15 protein-coding genes and 2 pseudogenes are annotated in these 15,327 nt (G+C 73.2%); 8 read left to right on the plus strand and 9 right to left on the minus strand.

Going from position 1 to position 15,327, the window contains the following annotated elements; translation table 11 throughout:
• Nucleotides 1-12 precede the first annotated feature (12 nt).
• Both ACIQU4_RS21620 and ACIQU4_RS21625 read left to right on the plus strand, forming a co-directional pair.
• Nucleotides 13-893: pseudogene (locus ACIQU4_RS21620) on the plus strand (SPFH domain-containing protein); the annotation flags it as partial.
• Nucleotides 844-1,596 (plus strand): annotated as a pseudogene (locus ACIQU4_RS21625) (serine/threonine-protein kinase); the annotation flags it as partial. The pseudogenes ACIQU4_RS21620 and ACIQU4_RS21625, both read left to right, overlap by 50 nt.
• Before the next feature lie 7 nt (nt 1,597-1,603).
• Here ACIQU4_RS21625 and ACIQU4_RS21630 read toward each other — a convergent pair.
• The 5 genes from ACIQU4_RS21630 to ACIQU4_RS21650 form a co-directional block, all read right to left on the minus strand.
• Nucleotides 1,604-2,521, minus strand: a complete 918-nt coding sequence (locus tag ACIQU4_RS21630; protein WP_403733139.1) for an NADP-dependent oxidoreductase — start codon at nt 2,519-2,521, stop codon at nt 1,604-1,606.
• A 145-nt stretch (nt 2,522-2,666) separates the two neighbouring features.
• Complete coding sequence (locus tag ACIQU4_RS21635; protein ID WP_403733004.1) at nt 2,667-4,052, minus strand: GH1 family beta-glucosidase; 1,386 nt, start codon at nt 4,050-4,052, stop codon at nt 2,667-2,669.
• A gap of 22 nt (nt 4,053-4,074) precedes the next feature.
• A complete protein-coding gene (locus tag ACIQU4_RS21640; protein ID WP_403733007.1) occupies nt 4,075-4,965 on the minus strand; it encodes a carbohydrate ABC transporter permease in 891 nt (296 codons plus the stop codon).
• The gene (locus tag ACIQU4_RS21645; protein WP_403733010.1) at nt 4,958-5,905 is read right to left on the minus strand and encodes a carbohydrate ABC transporter permease; all 948 of its coding nucleotides are present in this window, start codon (nt 5,903-5,905) and stop codon (nt 4,958-4,960) included. Before ACIQU4_RS21645 ends, ACIQU4_RS21640 begins: the two co-directional genes overlap by 8 nt.
• 10 nt (nt 5,906-5,915) lie before the next feature.
• Entirely contained in the window at nt 5,916-7,235 is a 1,320-nt protein-coding gene (locus ACIQU4_RS21650; RefSeq protein ID WP_403733012.1) for an ABC transporter substrate-binding protein, read from the minus strand.
• A gap of 259 nt (nt 7,236-7,494) precedes the next feature.
• Here ACIQU4_RS21650 and ACIQU4_RS21655 point away from each other — a divergent pair, with 259 nt between their 5' ends.
• Nucleotides 7,495-8,805 (plus strand): ROK family protein, encoded by a 1,311-nt coding sequence (locus ACIQU4_RS21655; RefSeq protein ID WP_403733015.1) that lies wholly within the window; start codon nt 7,495-7,497, stop codon nt 8,803-8,805.
• A gap of 10 nt (nt 8,806-8,815) precedes the next feature.
• Here the strand turns inward: ACIQU4_RS21655 and ACIQU4_RS21660 are convergent, their stop codons facing one another.
• Nucleotides 8,816-9,121, minus strand: a complete 306-nt coding sequence (locus ACIQU4_RS21660) for a LysR family transcriptional regulator substrate-binding protein (RefSeq protein ID WP_403733018.1) — start codon at nt 9,119-9,121, stop codon at nt 8,816-8,818.
• A 100-nt stretch (nt 9,122-9,221) separates the two neighbouring features.
• On the opposite strand from ACIQU4_RS21660, the gene ACIQU4_RS21665 reads away from it, so the two are divergent.
• Nucleotides 9,222-9,365 carry a hypothetical protein gene (locus ACIQU4_RS21665; RefSeq protein WP_403733021.1) on the plus strand — a complete coding sequence of 48 codons (144 nt, stop codon included), beginning with the start codon at nt 9,222-9,224 and terminating at the stop codon, nt 9,363-9,365.
• A 149-nt stretch (nt 9,366-9,514) separates the two neighbouring features.
• Here the strand turns inward: ACIQU4_RS21665 and ACIQU4_RS21670 are convergent, their stop codons facing one another.
• A complete protein-coding gene (locus ACIQU4_RS21670) occupies nt 9,515-10,591 on the minus strand; it encodes an RNA ligase (ATP) (RefSeq protein ID WP_403733024.1) in 1,077 nt (358 codons plus the stop codon).
• A gap of 155 nt (nt 10,592-10,746) precedes the next feature.
• Here ACIQU4_RS21670 and ACIQU4_RS21675 point away from each other — a divergent pair, with 155 nt between their 5' ends.
• A complete protein-coding gene (locus tag ACIQU4_RS21675; RefSeq protein ID WP_403733027.1) occupies nt 10,747-11,490 on the plus strand; it encodes an SDR family NAD(P)-dependent oxidoreductase in 744 nt (247 codons plus the stop codon).
• 34 nt (nt 11,491-11,524) lie between these two features.
• On the opposite strand, the gene ACIQU4_RS21680 is transcribed toward ACIQU4_RS21675, so the two are convergent.
• Nucleotides 11,525-12,274, minus strand: a complete 750-nt coding sequence (locus ACIQU4_RS21680) for a peptidoglycan-binding protein (RefSeq protein ID WP_403733030.1) — start codon at nt 12,272-12,274, stop codon at nt 11,525-11,527.
• Nucleotides 12,275-12,744: 470 nt separating this feature from the next.
• Here ACIQU4_RS21680 and ACIQU4_RS21685 point away from each other — a divergent pair, with 470 nt between their 5' ends.
• Together ACIQU4_RS21685 and ACIQU4_RS21690 are read left to right on the plus strand one after the other, a co-directional pair.
• Nucleotides 12,745-13,173, plus strand: coding sequence for a hypothetical protein (locus ACIQU4_RS21685; protein ID WP_403733033.1), 429 nt, complete (start codon nt 12,745-12,747; stop codon nt 13,171-13,173).
• A 62-nt stretch (nt 13,174-13,235) separates the two neighbouring features.
• Nucleotides 13,236-14,075 (plus strand): MerR family transcriptional regulator, encoded by an 840-nt coding sequence (locus ACIQU4_RS21690; RefSeq protein ID WP_403733035.1) that lies wholly within the window; start codon nt 13,236-13,238, stop codon nt 14,073-14,075.
• On the opposite strand, the gene ACIQU4_RS21695 is transcribed toward ACIQU4_RS21690, so the two are convergent.
• Nucleotides 13,988-14,401, minus strand: a complete 414-nt coding sequence (locus ACIQU4_RS21695; protein ID WP_403733039.1) for a hypothetical protein — start codon at nt 14,399-14,401, stop codon at nt 13,988-13,990. The two genes, ACIQU4_RS21690 and ACIQU4_RS21695, sit on opposite strands and share 88 nt — an antisense overlap.
• A 96-nt stretch (nt 14,402-14,497) precedes the next feature.
• Here ACIQU4_RS21695 and ACIQU4_RS21700 point away from each other — a divergent pair, with 96 nt between their 5' ends.
• Nucleotides 14,498-14,950 (plus strand): hypothetical protein, encoded by a 453-nt coding sequence (locus tag ACIQU4_RS21700; RefSeq protein WP_403733042.1) that lies wholly within the window; start codon nt 14,498-14,500, stop codon nt 14,948-14,950.
• Nucleotides 14,951-15,327 lie beyond the last annotated feature (377 nt).

Below are 15,327 nucleotides of genomic sequence, written 5' to 3' on the forward strand. Positions count from 1 at the left end.
ACGGGGAACCGCATGGAGCCGATCATCATCGTCCTGATCATTCTGGTGGTTCTGCTCTTCATCGCACTGGTCAAGGCGATCCACGTGATCCCGCAGGCCAGCGCCGCCGTCGTCGAACGCTCCGGCCGCTACCGGCGCACCCTGGGCGCGGGCCTCAACATCGTCGTCCCGTTCATCGACTCGATCCGCAACCGCATCGACCTGCGCGAACAGGTCGTGCCGTTCCCGCCGCAGCCGGTCATCACCCAGGACAACCTGGTCGTCAACGTCAACACGGTCATCTACTTCCAGGTGACCGACCCGCGGGCGGCGACGTACGAGATCGCCGGCTACATCCAGGCCATCGAGCAGCTCACCATCACCGCTCTGCGCAACATCATCGGCACCATGGACCTGGATCGGGCCCTGGCCTCCCGCGAGAAGATCGACGCGACCCTCCGGGGACACCTCGACGAGAGCACCGGCAAATGGGGCATCCGCGTCAACCGCGTCCGGCTCAAGGAGATCGAGCCGCCGGCCGCCATCCAGGCCGCGATGGAGAGGCAGGCGCGCGCCGAACGCGACAAGCGCGCCGCGATCCTCCAGGCCGAGGGCGTCCGGCAGTCCGAGATCCTGCGCGCCGAAGGGGAGAGGCGGGCGGCGATCCTGCGGGCCGAGACCGAGGTGGCGGTCGCGGACATCCACCGCCGCGGCGGCGCACGGGCGGCGGCTCCGGCCGCGGTTCCCGTACGGCCCGTACGGCACGATCCGCTGCGGCCGGGCGACCCCCGCCGGGTCGGCCGCTACCGGCTGACGGCCCGGCTCGGCGAGGGCGGCATGGGGACGGTCTACCTGGGGCTGTCGCCGGGCGAGCGGCGGGTGGCGGTGAAGGTCGTACGGGCGGACCTGGCGGCGGACCCGGGGTTCCGCAAGCGGTTCTCGCGGGAGATCGAATCCGTGCGCCGGGTGGGCGGCTTCCACACGGCGCTGGTGGTGGACGCGTCGGCCGAGGAAGAACAGCCCTGGCTGGTGACGGAGTACATTCCGGGCCCGTCCCTGGCCACCGTGTTGCGGGATCACGGAGCCCTGCCCGCCCGGACCGTGCGCACCCTGGCGCTGGGGGTGGCCGAGGCGCTGGAGGGGATCCACGCCTGCGGGATCGTGCACCGCGATCTGAAGCCCGGCAACATCATCATCGCCGACACGGGTGCGCGGGTCATCGACTTCGGCATCGCGCGGGCGCTCGACGCCACCGCCCTGACCCGGACGGACTACCTGATCGGCACCGTGGGTTTCCTCGCCCCGGAGCAGCTGACGGGGGCTCCGCTCACGCCGGCCGTCGACGCGTACGCGTTCGGGATGGTGCTGGGCCACGCGTGCGGGGCCGCGCCGTTCCCGCAGGGAGCGGAACTGGAGCCGGCCCTGCGGCTGCTGCCCGCCGACCTGTCGGCGATCGTGAGGGCCTGCCTCTCCCCCGACCCGGCCGCCCGGCCGACCCCGGCGCAGATCCTGGTACGCCTGGGCGGCGGGGCCGCGAAGCCGGCCGGGGACTGGCTGCCCCCGGCCGTGCGGACGATGGTGGATCTGCACAACATGCCGACCGGCGACGCGAACTGAGGAGAGGTCAGACCTCCAGGATGATCTTTCCGGCGGTGCGTCCCGTCTGGCTGAGTTCGAAGGCCTCCGCGAGCTGCGACAGCGGGAACGTCTTGGCGATGGTGACCGTGAGCTGCCCGCTGTCGGCGAGCCTGCCCAGTTCGGCCAGGCCTTCGGCGTCGGGCCGGACCCACATCCACTGGCCTCCCGCGCCGAGCACGGTGTGGTCGGCGATGGAGGCGTGCCGGCCGCCGTCGGCGAGGACCGCCCGGGTGACGTCGAGGACGCCGCCGACGAAGTCCGCGGCGACGGTGATCCCGTCGGGGGCGAGCGTGCGCACCCGGTCGACCAGGCCCTCCCCGTACTCCACGGGCTCGCAGCCGAGTTCGCGCAGCCGGTCGTGGTTGCGCGGGGAGGCCGTGCCGATGACCCGGGCGCCCAGCGCGCGGGCGATCTGCACACCGAATGACCCGACCCCGCCCGCGGCCCCGTGGATGAGGACGGTGTCGTCCTTGCCGGTGGCGAGCCGGGTGAGCAGCTGGTACGCGGTGAGCCCGGCCAGCGGCAGGCCGGCCGCCTCCTGCCAGGACAGCGAGGCGGGCTTGGCTGCCGCGGCCCGTACGGGCACGCTGACGTACTCGGCGAAGGTCCCGCCGTGCACGTAGTCCTTGCGGGCGTACGCCATGACCTCGTCGCCGACGGCGAACTCCGGCACGTCGATGCCGACCCGCTCGACCGTCCCGGCGACGTCCCAGCCGGGGACGACCGGGTACATGACGTCCATCAGGGGGTCGAGCCCGCCCGCCATGATCTTCCAGTCGACGGGGTTGACCGAGGCGCACCTGACCCGGACGAGGATCTCTCCGGGGGCCAGCTTGGGCATCGGCAGCTCGGTCTCGGTGAGCACCTCCGTCCCGCCGTACGTCTCGTACGCCATCGCCCGCATGGTGTCCTGGGACATCTACCGACCTCTCCATGTGCCATGAGCCGTGAGCTGGTGGAAGCACCGCCCGCCATCCCATCACGAAAGGCCGTGCCCGCCCCGAGAAGCGGGGCGGGCACGGCGCGGCGCGGCGCGGGGAGACGCGGTCTCACAGGGCCCGGTGCGCGGCGATCACTTCGGCGTAGCGGCGTCCGCTGGTCTTGATCGTGCGGCGCTGGGTGGCGTAGTCGACGCGGACCAGGCCGAAGCGCTTGTCGTAGCCGTAGGCCCACTCGAAGTTGTCCAGGAGGGACCAGGCGTAGTAACCGGCCAGCGGTGCGCCGCGGCGGGCGGCGCGGGCGCAGGCCGCCAGGTGCCCGGTCAGGTACCGGGCCCGCTCGGGGTCGCGGACGCTGCCGTCGGCGGCGACGGTGTCGTGGTACGCGGAGCCGTTCTCGGTGACGTGGATGCGCCGGGCCCCGTACTCCTCGGTCAGCCGCATGAGCAGGACCTCCAGGCCGTTCGCGTCGACCTCCCAGTCCATGCCGGTGCGCGCGACGCCGGGCCGGTCGATCTGGCGGGCGTACGGGGCGGGGCCGGCCGGGTCGGCGGTGACCGTCTGCGGGAAGTAGTAGTTCAGGCCGGTCCAGTCGAGCGGGGTCGCGATGGCGGCGAGGTCGCCGGGGCGTTCGGGGAGCTCCACGGCGTAGACCTCGCGCATGTCGGCGGGGAAGCCGCGGCCGTGGACCGGGTCGAGCCACCAGCGGTTGACATGGCCGTCCATGCGCAGGGCAGCCGCCCGGTCGGCTTCGGAGTCGGTGGCGGGCTCGATCGTGGAGAGGTTGTTGACGATGCCGACCTGCGCGCCGGGGGCGGCGGCCCGTACGGCCTGGGTGGCGAGCCCGTGGCCGAGGAGCAGGTGGTACGAGGCGCGGACGGCGGCGGTCAGGTCGCTCCAGCCGGGGGCCATCCTCCCCTCCAGGTGGCCGATCCACGCCGAGCACAGGGGCTCGTTCAGGGTGGCCCATTGGGTGACCCGGTCGCCGAGGCGGGCGGCGACGAGCCCGGCGTACGCGGCGAAGTGCTCGGCGGTCGAGCGCTCGGGCCAGCCCCCGCGGTCCTGGAGGGCCTGGGGCAGGTCCCAGTGGTAGAGGGTGACGGAGGGGGTGATCCCGGCGGCGAGCAGGCCGTCGACGAGCCGGTCGTAGAAGGCTAGGCCCTTGGGGTTGGCCGGGCCGTCGCCGCCGGGGACCACGCGCGGCCAGGCGATGGACATCCGGTAGGCGTTGGTGCCGAGCTCCCGCATCAGGGCGATGTCCTCGCGCCAGCGGTGGTAGTGGTCGCAGGCGGTGTCGCCGGTGTGGCCGCCGTCGACGGCGCCGGGAGTGTGGGAGAAGGTGTCCCAGATGGAGGGGGCGCGGCCGTCCTCGGCGACGGCGCCCTCGATCTGGTAGGCGGAGGTCGCGGTGCCCCAGGCGAACTCGCGGGGCAGGGCGGCGAGATCGATGGAGTCGAGTTCTGCGCCGGTGTCGAAACGGGTTTCGGAAAGGGTCATTCGACGGCTCCTGCCGAAAGGGTCATTTGACGGCTCCCGCCGTGAGGCCGGCCACCAAGTACCGCTGGAGCAGCAGGAATCCGGCGACGACGGGGATGCTGACGACGAGCGAGGCGGCCATGATCTGGTTCCAGTAGACGTCGGTCTGCGTGGAGTAGCCCTGCAGCCCGACGGCGAGGGTGCGGGTGGTGTCGTTGGTCATCACGGAGGCGAAGAGCACCTCGCCCCAGGCGGTCATGAACGCGTACACGGCGACGGCGACGATGCCGGGTACGGCCGCCGGGACCACGATGCGCAGCAGCGCACCGAGCGGGCCGCAGCCGTCGACGGTGGCCGCCTCGTCGAGGTCGCGGGGCACCGAGTCGAAGTACCCGATGAGCATCCAGATGGAGAAGGGGAGGGAGAAGGTCAGGTACGTGAGGATCAGCGCGCCGCGGGAGCCGTAGAGGGCGATTCCGGTGGCGTTGCCGACGTTGACGAAGATCAGGAACAGCGGGAGGAGGAAGAGGATCCCGGGGAACATCTGGGTGGAGAGGACGGTGACGGTGAACAGGCGCCTGCCGCGGAAGCGGTGGCGGCTGACCGCGTAGGCCGCGAAGACGGCGATGACGACGGAGGCGGCGGTGGCCGCGCCCGCCACGATCAGGGAGTTCACGAAGTACCGGGCGAGCGGGACGGTGTGCCAGATGTCGATGTAGGGGCGGAGGGTGAGCCCGCCGGGGATCCAGCGGAAGCGGCCCGCGACGTCCTGGAGCGGCTTGAGGGAGCTGGTGACCATGACGTAGACGGGCAGCAGGACGAATCCGGAGAGCAGGGTGAGGAAGACCGTGCGGATCACCCGGAAGGTGAGGGGCGGGGCGAGCGGCGAGGATCGGCGGCGGCTGCCGTCGCCGATCCTGCTGTGGTCAGGCATGCTCGTTCCTCCTTCCGCGGGTGGTGACGAGCAAGTACCCGGCGGTGACGATCAGCAGGAAGAGCAGCAGCAGGACGGACATGGCCGATCCGGTGCCGAAGTTCCAGGTGACGAAGCTGGATTGGTAGATGTGGAGGGAGATCAGGTCGGCGGCCTCGGGGGCCGACTTGCCGAACAGTACGAACGGCGTGTTGAAGTCGTTGAAGGTCCACAGGAACAGCACCAGGATCAGGACCTGGTTGACCGCGCCGACCGAGGGCAGGGTGATCCGGCGGATCTGCTGCCAGATGCCGGCGCCGTCCAGCGCGGCGGCCTCGTACAGCTCGCCGGGGATGTTCTGGAGGGCGGCGGTCACGATGAGGAAGGCGAACGGCCACCCCTTCCAGACGGAGACGGTCAGCAGGGCCCAGAAGCTGTTGTCGCCCAGCAGCCAGAAGGTGTGTTCGCCGCCGACCAGACCCAGTTGGTCGTGCAGGACGTGGTTCACCAGGCCGTTGTCCCGCTGGAACATGAACGCCCAGGTGATGACCGCCGCGTACACGGGCAGGGCGTACGGGACCAGGAACAGGGCGCGCAGGAGGCCGCGGCCGCGGAAGCCCTCCTGCATGAACACCGCCGCCGCGGTACCCAGCAGCCAGCACAGGCCGACGGAGAGCAGGGTGAAGAGGCAGGTGGTGAGGAAGGAGCGCAAGAGTGCCTCGCCGACGGGCCTGTTGACGTCGAGGACGAGTTCGTAGTTGGCCCAGCCCGTCCAGGGGGCGCGGGACCAGTCGCGGATGAAGAACTGGGTCAGCCGGCGGAAGCTCATCAGGATGCCCATCACCATCGGGACGAGGTGGATGAGCAGTTCGAGGAGCAGTGCGGGCAGGAGCAGGAGGTACGGGAGGGAACTGCGGCGCAGGTGTGCGTACTTGGGGACCGTGCGGTTTTTGAGGCTCATCGGGCCGGACTCAGCTCGCCATCTGCTGCTGGGCCTTGGTGAGCTTGGCCTTGACCGATTCGGTGGTGACGGGGCGGCCCGCCGCGGCGTCGGCGAAGAGCTCCTTGACGGCGGTGCCGACGGCGGTCTCGAACTGGGATTCCTGCGGGACCTGCGGGAGCGGGGCGGCGCTGGTGCCCAGGGTGGTGCGGAGCACGGTGAGGTCGTCGGCGGCGAACGCGGGGTCGCTCTGGGCGGCCTTGACGGGCGGGATGGAGCCGTACGTCCTGTTGAGGATCTTCTGCTCGTCGTCGCTGGTCATGAACTTCACGAACTTGAGGGAGCCGTCGATGTTGTCGGTGTTCTTGAAGACGGCGAGGTTGATGCCGGCGACCATGGAGTTGGTGCCCGGGCCGGAGCCGGGTGTGCCGCCCGCGGGCACCGGGACCGGGGCCACGCCCCAGTCGCCCTCCTTCATGCCGTGGCTCTTGAAGGAGGAGGCGGCGCTCTGCCACAGGACCATGGCGGTCTTGCCGTTGGCGAAGTCCTGGAGGGACTGGTTCTGGGCGTACTCGGCGTTGCCCGGCGCGATGATCCTGTCCTTGGCCATCAGGTCGACGTACTGCTTGACGGCGTCGACGGCGCCCGGGGAGTCGAAGGTGGGTTTGCCCGCCGCGTCGAAGAAGTCGGCGCCGTGCTGCTTGGCGAGGACGAAGGCCTGGTGGATGTTGTTGGCGAGGTTGGCGCCCTCGGCGCCGAGGGCCCACTTGCCGTCCTTGGACAGCCGCTGCCCGGTCGTGACCATCTCGTCCCAGGTGGCCGGGGGCTTCGCTATGCCCGCCTCCTGGAACATCTTCTTGTTGTAGTAGAGCGCGTACGCCATCGAGTACAGCGGGACGGCGGCCGGGTCCTGGCCGGCGGCGCCCGCCGAGCCGATGGCCGACCCCACGAAGCGGTCCTTGCCGCCGATCGCCGCGAAGTTCTCGGCGTTCCACGGGAGCAGGGCGCCGGTGGCCTGGAGGGAGGAGGACCAGGTGTTGCCGATGTTGAGGACGTCGGGGCCCTGGCCGGAGGCGGTGGCGGCGAGGATCCGGTTGAGCAGGTCCGACCAGGGGACGACTTCGAGCTTGACCTTGATGCCGGTCCGCTCCTCGAACTTCTTCAGCTCCGGGCCGAGGGTCGCCTGGTCCGCCGCGAGGTCCGGACCCTGGTTGGAGGCCCAGTACGTGAGCTCCTTGGGGGCGGCGTTCGACCCTCCGCCGGTGTCCGCGGCGCCGCCGCCGCAGGCGGTGGCGGTGGTGGCGAGCAGGAAGGCGGTGACGGCGGCAGCGGCGGCTCGGGTTCTGCGCATGGCGGATCGGCCCCTTTCGGCAGGGTCGGGGAAGGCCGGCGGGTGTTCTCGGCTCGGACGGCGACGCGTTGGCGTCGGTGCTTCGGCGGCGATGCTTCGGGCGGCGACGCTTCGGGCGGCGCCCACCGCATCGGAGCCCAGCACCCCAAGGCCTTAATTCAGGACGTGAGTTAAGCCTCGTGAAAGGGTCGCGTCAAGGGGTCGCGCAAGGGTATGTTGCGAGCGACGACAGGGCGGACGGCAGGACGGAAGGAGCCAGATGACCACAGGGCGTGGCGGCCGTACGGTACGGGACCTGCGGCGCGGCAACCGCAGCGCCGTGCTCCAGCGGCTGTACTTCGGCGGGCCGATGAGCCGGCAGGAACTCGGGCCCGCCACCGGGCTGAGCTCCGGCTCCGTCAGCAACGTGGTCGGCGAACTCGTCTCGGACGGACTGCTGGAGGAGGCCGGCATCGTCGACTCGGACGGCGGCCGGCCGCGCACCCTGCTGCGCGTGGCCCCAGGCAGCGCCCACATGATCGGGGTGGACGTCGGCGAAACCCGGGTCCGCGTAGAGCTGTTCGACCTGGCGCTGACCGAACTCGCCCGCGCCGAACTGCCGTTGCAGCCGCGCGGCTGCTACGACGTCGGCCCGATCGTGGACCACGTCCGGACCGGTATCGCCGCCGTCCTCGCGGAGGCCGGGGTCGGGACGTCCCGACTGCTGGGGGTGGGCGTGGGCGTCCCCGGCATAGTGGACCGCGAGGCGCCGGGCGGAGCGGTCGTCTACGGCCAGACCATCGGCTGGGACGCGGTCCCGCTGGAGGCGCTGCTGCGGGCGACGGGAGCCGTGCCGCCGGAGGTCCCGTACATCATCGACAACGGGGCGCGCACGCTCGGCCAGGCCGAGATGTGGTTCGGGGCGGGGCGCGGCGCCCGCGAGGCCGTCGTCGTCCTGTTCGGCTCGGGCGTGGGCGCCAGCCTGATCACGGACGGCTCGCCCGACGGGGGCACGACCGAGGGCACCCCGCTGGAGTGGGGGCACTTGACCGTCTCGGTACGGGGACGGCGCTGCCGGTGCGGGGCGCTGGGCTGCCTGGAGGCGTACACGGGGGCGGAGTCCCTGCTGCAGCGGTGGGCGGAGCGGGGCGGCGGCGCCGTGGACGCGGCGGACGAGGAGGAGGCCCTGTCGGCGCTGCTGGCGGCTGCCGTCGCGGCGGATCCGGTGGCCCTGGAGGTGCTGGAGGAGACCGCGGAGTACCTCGGCGCGGGCCTGTCGGACGTGGTCAACCTGTTCCGGCCGGAGCGCATCCTGATCGGCGGCTGGGCGGGCCTGCTGCTGGGCCCGCACATCCTGCCCGCCGTACGGGAGCACGCGGCCCGGTACTCCCTGCGCCATCCCGCCGAGCGCGTCACCATCGACCTGGGCTCCCTGGGCCCGGACGCGGTCACGGTCGGCGCGGCGACGCTCCCGCTGTCGGCGTTCTTCGCCACGGGCGGCCGTCCCACGCCCCGGCCCCCGCAGCCGGAAGCCCCGGGCTGGCGCACGTCCCTGGAGGTCCGCGCCGGATCGTCGGCCCGGCGACCGTGAGCTTGCGGGTTCAGGCACCGCCGGCCTCCGTGCACCGGGCGAGGGTGTCCAGGAAGGCCGTGGTGAGCGGATCGGGGTGCGGGCGCGTACAGGCGGCGAGCATCCGGCGCACCGGCGGTTCGGGACGCAGCACCCGCCCCGCGAAGCCTGACGGCACGACGCTCTCGGGGACCAGGGCCGGTCCGAGCCCCGTGGCGGCCAACAGCGGCGCCGCGGCGCTCTGTTCGGTCCGTACGGCGGCACGCGGCCGGAAGCCGGCCGCCGCACAGGCCCGGCCCACCATCTCGGCCAGGCCTTTGCCGGGGGCGTAGTGCACCCATGAGCGGTCCGCGTTCAACGGGCACGTCGGGCAGCGGCTGCTCAGCGAGACGGACCGGGTCCGGGTCCGGGAGATCCGGCTCGCGCCGGGCGAGCGCGTGCCGGGCCACCGGCACGTGCTCGACTACTTCTGGACGGCGGTGACTCCCGGCCGCAGCCTCCGGCACACCGCCGACGGCGCCACCCACGAGGTCACGTACGAACAGGGCGGGACCCGCCATCTCGCCTTCGGCGCAGGGTAGTTCCTCCTGCACGACCTGGAGAACATCGGCCCGGCCCCACTCGTCTTCACGACGGTGGAGTTCACCGCGGGCCCCAACGCCCCGCTCCCCCTCGCCACCTCCGGGAGGCCTCCGGCGAGAACGGGAGGCGGGACGGAGGGTGTGCCGGGTCACTCGTACTCCGTGCCGCCCTTGCGGGTGAGGTAGGCCGGGCTGACGGCCTTGGCCACGGCGCGGCCGCCGACCACCGGGCTGTGGCGCTCCACCGCCGGGCGGATCACGACGCCCTCGCGCAGGTGCATGGCCCGGCCGGACACCGTCTCCCGGCCGGTCGCCAGCTCCAGCACCGTGTCGAGCTCGTACGGGCCCTCGAACAGCCGGGGCACCAACGGCAGTTCACCGTCCGGGAACAGTTCCTGCGGGTCCAGCCACCGCACCTGCCCGTCGATCTCCGCCGATACGTCGAAGACGGCGTATCCCGGCCCGGTGGCGGCCGTACGGGCGTCCGTGCCGTACGCGAGGTCCTGGACGCCCGCGCCGTACACCTCGCCGAAGACGCCGATCCGGGTGGCGCCCAGCCGCTCGGCCAGCCTCGCGGCGACCTCCGGTACGCCGTGGCCGCGTACGGCCCGCCAGTACAGGTTGCGCTCGTCCTCGCACAGGGCCAGCCCCTTCGAGCCGAAGCCCTTGGAGGAGACCAGCACCCGGCCGCCGTCGGCGACGTACGTCAACAGGCAGGCCGTGCCGTGCAGTTTCTCGGTGAGGACGACCGGCTCGCCGGGCTCGAACAGGTCCGGGTAGCGCTGGAGGTTCTCGATGTCCACCCACGGCAGCAGCTCGGGCGCGGCCTCCACCTCGCCGTTCATCGTCGTCGGGACGGGCGGCGCCCATTTGGTGATCCCGAGCAGCTCGGCGAAGTCCGTGCCCTCCTCGGCCGCCCGCGCCAGGTCCACATCGGCCAGCGCACGCGGCCGGCACACCAGCCCCTGCGACAGTTCGCCGCGCAGCCGGACCGCCTTGACCCGGTCGGCGGAGCCTCCGGCGAGGCGACCGGTCAGGCCGAGCTCCTCGATCAAGTCGGCTGGCAGCACGGCCTGTTCGGGTATGTAGAGGGCGAACTCGCCGGTGCGGTAGGCGCCCTTGGCGACGACGGCCCGGTAGAGGCCCACTTGGGCCAGCTCCAGTGCGTCGGCGTTCGGATGCTCGTGGACGGTCAGCTCTTCGGCGGTGACCCGCAAGGTCGACATGTGCGCAACTCCTCGGCTGGGACGGACGGATGGTGTCGTGTGCACCGGGGTCCACTGTGCGACCTGGCATTTGTGCTGGTCCAGCCGAAATCCCGGTGTTAGCCTGACGCGCCCCGCCACCCCGCCACCCCGCCGCCCCCGCCCAGGAGGTCCCCGTGCCACGTCGTCCGGTCACCGTCGTCACCGGAGGCAGCAGAGGCATCGGCGCCGCGACCTGCCTGCGCCTGGCCGCTGACGGCCATGACGTGGTACTCGGCTATCTCCGCGACGAAGCGGCCGCCGAGGCCGTAGCGCGGCGCGTACGGGCGGCCGGCGCACGCTGCCTGACCGTACGCGGCGACACCTCCGACGAGTGCGGGGTGGAGCGGCTCTTCGACATCGCCGGGGCCGAGTTCGGCGCGGTGACCGGGCTGGTGAACAACGCCGGGGTGACCGGCCCGCTCGGCCGGCTCGCCGACACCGCGACCGAGGACCTTCGGCGCGTGGTCGAGGTGAACCTGCTCGGATACCTGCTGTGCTGCCGCCGCGCCGCCCGGGACATGGCGGAGGCGGGCGGCGGGGCCATCGTGAACGTGTCCTCGGCGGCCGCCACGCTCGGCAGCCCCGGCGACTACGTCCACTACGCGGCGACCAAGGCGGCCACCGATGCCCTGACGGTGGGGCTGTCGAAGGAGCTCGGCCCGGACGGGATCCGGGTCAACGCGGTGGCGCCCGGCATCATCGAGACCGACATGCACGCCGCGATGGGCGACCCCGGACGGCCGGCCCGGGCGGCTGCCGGCATCCCGCTCGGGCGGGCCGGGCAGCCGGAGGAGGTCGCGGGGGCCGTGGCCTGGCTGCTGTCCCCGGACGCCTCGTACACGACGGGAGCCGTCCTGCGGGTCTCGGGCGGCCGCTGACACCCGCCGCTGACACCGGCCGCTGACACCGGCGTCAGCCTCCGAAGGCCGCCCGGGTGGCCGGGCCGTAGACCCCGGGCTGGTCGCCCTTGATGTCCCGGTCGCGCTGGAGCTGTGCGACCCCGCGCTTGGTCTGGCTGTCGTACTCGCCGGTGACCGAGACGTACGTGAACCCCTGCGCGTGGAGCCGCTCCTGGAGGGCGCGCACCTCGGGCCCGCGGTCGCCCATCCTCAGCGTCCCGGAGGCCCCCGAGGAGGGCGGCCCGGACGGGGCGCCCGGCGGCGCCGACTTGGGGGTCTGCCCCGCGGTCGGTCCCGCCGGTCCGGGTCCCGATGGCGATGCCGATGCGGCCGCCGAGGGCGCGGAGGCCCGTACGGACCTCTCGGGCGAGGGATCGTCGGGCCCGGCTCCCGGGCTGCGCGCAGGGAGCACCGGAACGGACAACTCCGGCGGTTTCACGGCCCGCCGGGGCTCCGGGTCGGGTCCGCTCAGCAGGAACACCGTCCCGCCGGCCGCGGCGAGGGCGAGCAGGGCCGCGGCCACCAGCGGCACCCGGGTGCCGCGCTCCCGCCCGGTGCCGGCGCCTGCCGACTCCGTACCGGAAGCGGGCTCGGGGCCGCCGTCACGCCGGGGTTCGGGCGCGCGGAAGGACACGGGGACGGGCCCGGTGTGCGGCCAGGCGGGCGTCGTCGCCCGGGACGACCGCCCGGAGGGGGCCACGTACGGGCGTACGAACAGGCGGTCGTCGGGCACGCCTGCGCTCTCATCGGAGTAGTGGGACACGATTGTCTCCCGGCGGGGGTGGGGACCGGCGCGGCGGTGCGGTGTCGGCCCCCACCCTGCCGTTCAGGCCCTGCGCCGCCGCGCGACCAGGACCATGCCCGTGGCGGCGCCCGGCTGAAGGGCGCCTCCGGTTGTCATGGGGTCAAGCGAATCGCGGACCGGTACGAACATATGAGATATCTCCGAAGTGCAGGTCATGCGGTGGTTCCTGAGTGCTTGATCGGCGCACTCTTTCCTCCCTGGATGGCCCGGGTCAAGCCAGGTGTCCGAACTGCCCCATCCGTCCGTTCCGCTTCTCGACCCCGGTAGCCCTGGGCATCCGGACCGTGACGATGAGGCTGCCGGGGCCGACCCCGCTGCGGACTCTGCGGACGACTCCGACGCAGGCTCCGCAGCCCACTCCGCTCCCGCTTCACCCGGACGCGTGAGTGCGGGCCGGCGGGCGGCCTGCGGTGCGGCATGGTGGTCGGATGCAGTTACGCCGGGCCCTGCCCCTGTCCCTCGTCGCACTGCTCGCGAGCACCGGCTGTGTCTCCGTCGGCCCGGACGCGGCCCCGGCTCCGGCCCGCGGCACCTCGGCTCCCGCGGACGCGCAGGACACGTCCGGGGCGCCGCCCGCCCCCGGCCTGCCGCCGAGTCCGCCGGAGTCCCTGCCCCTGCCGCTGGGGCAGCTCCCCGAGCCGCCGGTCCGGGCCGCCCCGGAGCGGCCGCCCGCCGTACGCAGCGCCAAACCGCCCGCGGCGCCCCGCCGGGCGCACCCGCCCAAGCCCGCGCCGCCGCGCACCCCGCTGCAGCCGGCCTCGCCGCGGCTGCCCCGCCCGGACGAGCTGTGCGCCGCCGCCGAGGGCGCCGTACCACCCTCCATCGTGGATCTCTGCATCCGGCAGTATGGCCACTGACCAGCAGATATCGCTCAGGACTTGACCCTCCCCCCGTGTCAGGGCCTGCACTGGAGGGCATCATGTTCACCATCGGAGACTTCGCCAAGCACGGCCGGGTATCGGTCCGCATGCTGCGTCACTACGACGCCATCGGACTGCTGCGCCCGGCGCGTGTCGACCCCGCCAGCGGCTACCGCTACTACGAGGCCGCGCAACTCGCCCGCCTCAACCGTGTCATCGCGCTCAAGGAGCTCGGCTTCAGCCTGGACCAGGTGGGGTCGATCCTCGACGAGCGGCTGGGCGCGGAGGAGTTGCGCGGCATGCTCCGGCTGCGCCGGGTGGAACTGGAGTCGGCCATGGCCGCCGCGGCGGCCCGGCTGACCCAGGTCGAGACGAGGCTCCGGACCATTGAGAGCGAGGGTTCCATGTCCACCGTCGACATCGTCGTCAAAAGCCTCCCGCCCGTCCGGCTCGTCGAGCTGACCGGGGTCGCGGGGAGCTACGAACCGCAGGACATCGGGCCGGTCATCGGCCCGCTCTACGACGAGCTCTGCCGCCGGATCGAGGCCGCCGGGGTGGTCCCGACCGGCCCGGGGATCGCCTACTACGAGGACGCGCCGGGCGCGGAGCCCGGCGCCGTCCTCGTCCACGCCGGGCTGCCGGTGGGGGCCTCGGTGCGCGCCGAGGCCCTCGGGGGCGCGGTACGCGTGGTCGAGCTGCCCGGGGTCGAGCGGGCCGCGACCGTGGTGCACCGGGGTCCGATGGACGCCGTCCTGCCCACCGCCCAGGCGCTCGCGCACTGGATCGACGCGAACGGCCACCGCTCGGCGGGCTACGCGCGCGAGCTGACCCTCGCCTGCCCGGAGGACCGGACCCAGTGGGTCACGGAGCTCCAGGAGCCGCTCGCGCCCGTCGGGTAGGAGCTGTCGGGCCGATCCGGACCCTGTTGGACAGTGGCGGGTCGGCGGCGGGGGCGGGCCGTGCTGCGCAGGGCCGTGTGCCGACGGACGCTGCGCAGGCGGTGCATCGTGGCGTGGCCGCGCCGGTGCCACTCGGCTCGGGGCAGGCCCGCCCTCTGGCCGCCGCCGGTGATGAGGGCGTTGACGGGGGTGTGCGGGTCTGCCGCGATGCCCTTGGCCACCAGGACGCCGACCACGAGCGGGACCAGGGCCACGGCCAGGGCGGAGCCGGCGATGGTCACGTGCTGCATGCGGCGCGGGCGGGCGGCGGCGGCGTCGAAGGTCATGCCCGTATTCGATCAGCGGTGGGGGCGCGGGGAATCGGGGCGGATACTCAGGTCGTCGGGTGTGAGGTACTCAGACCGCACCGAGGGAGGTGGTGGGTGGTGACGGCATCGTTCGAGCCGGCGACCGGCGACGGACCGCAGCGGCCCGCCACGGCGGCGCGGGAGGCCGAGGTGCGGACGGCGTACGAGGGCCTCCTGCAGATCCGCCGCCTGGTGAACGGCCGGGCGGGGACGGCGGTTCCCGCCCCCTGGGAGCTGCGGCAGATGCCTCGCGCGGTGGCCCTCGTACTGGAGGCCGCGGGCCTCCAGCCGTCGGCGGTGGACGCGGAGGGCCGTCGTACGCGGACGGGGTACCGGGTGGCGCCCGGTCCGTCCGGGGGCGCAGCGGTGGAGGTGGCCTGGCTCGGCCCGCCCGGCGGCGGCGCGGCGGAGGCGGAGCAGGAGCGGCTGACGGCCTGCGCGGCCGCGCTGGAACCCCTGGGCTGGGGCTGCCTGCTCTACCGGGGCCCGCGCCGACGCCGCTTCCTGGAGGTGGAGCCGCCTCGCTGACGGCCCGGCCCGTCCGGTCCCGTCCCGCACCCGCGAAAATGCGGTTTCCGGAATCCCGCCGCGCGGGGCAGACTCGCCCGATGGGCATGCTCGACGCAGTGGCGGACCGCATCGGCCGGGGCGAGACCGTGGAGTTCCGGCCGACCGGCGACTCGATGGTGCCGCTGATCCGCAGCAGGCAGCGGGTCCGGGTCGCCCCGGTCGACCCCGCGCTCGTCGAGCCCGGCGACATCGTGCTGGCCCGGGTCTCCGGCACCGTGTACCTGCACCTGGTCTCCGCCGTGGACACCCCGCGCCGCCGTGTGCAGATCAGCAACAACCGGGGCCGGGTCAACGGCTGGACCGGCCACGACCGGGTCCTAGGGATCTGCCTCGCG

Origin of the sequence: Streptomyces sp. NPDC090741, assembly GCF_044769045.1 — a bacterium.
Lineage (GTDB): Bacteria > Actinomycetota > Actinomycetes > Streptomycetales > Streptomycetaceae > Streptomyces.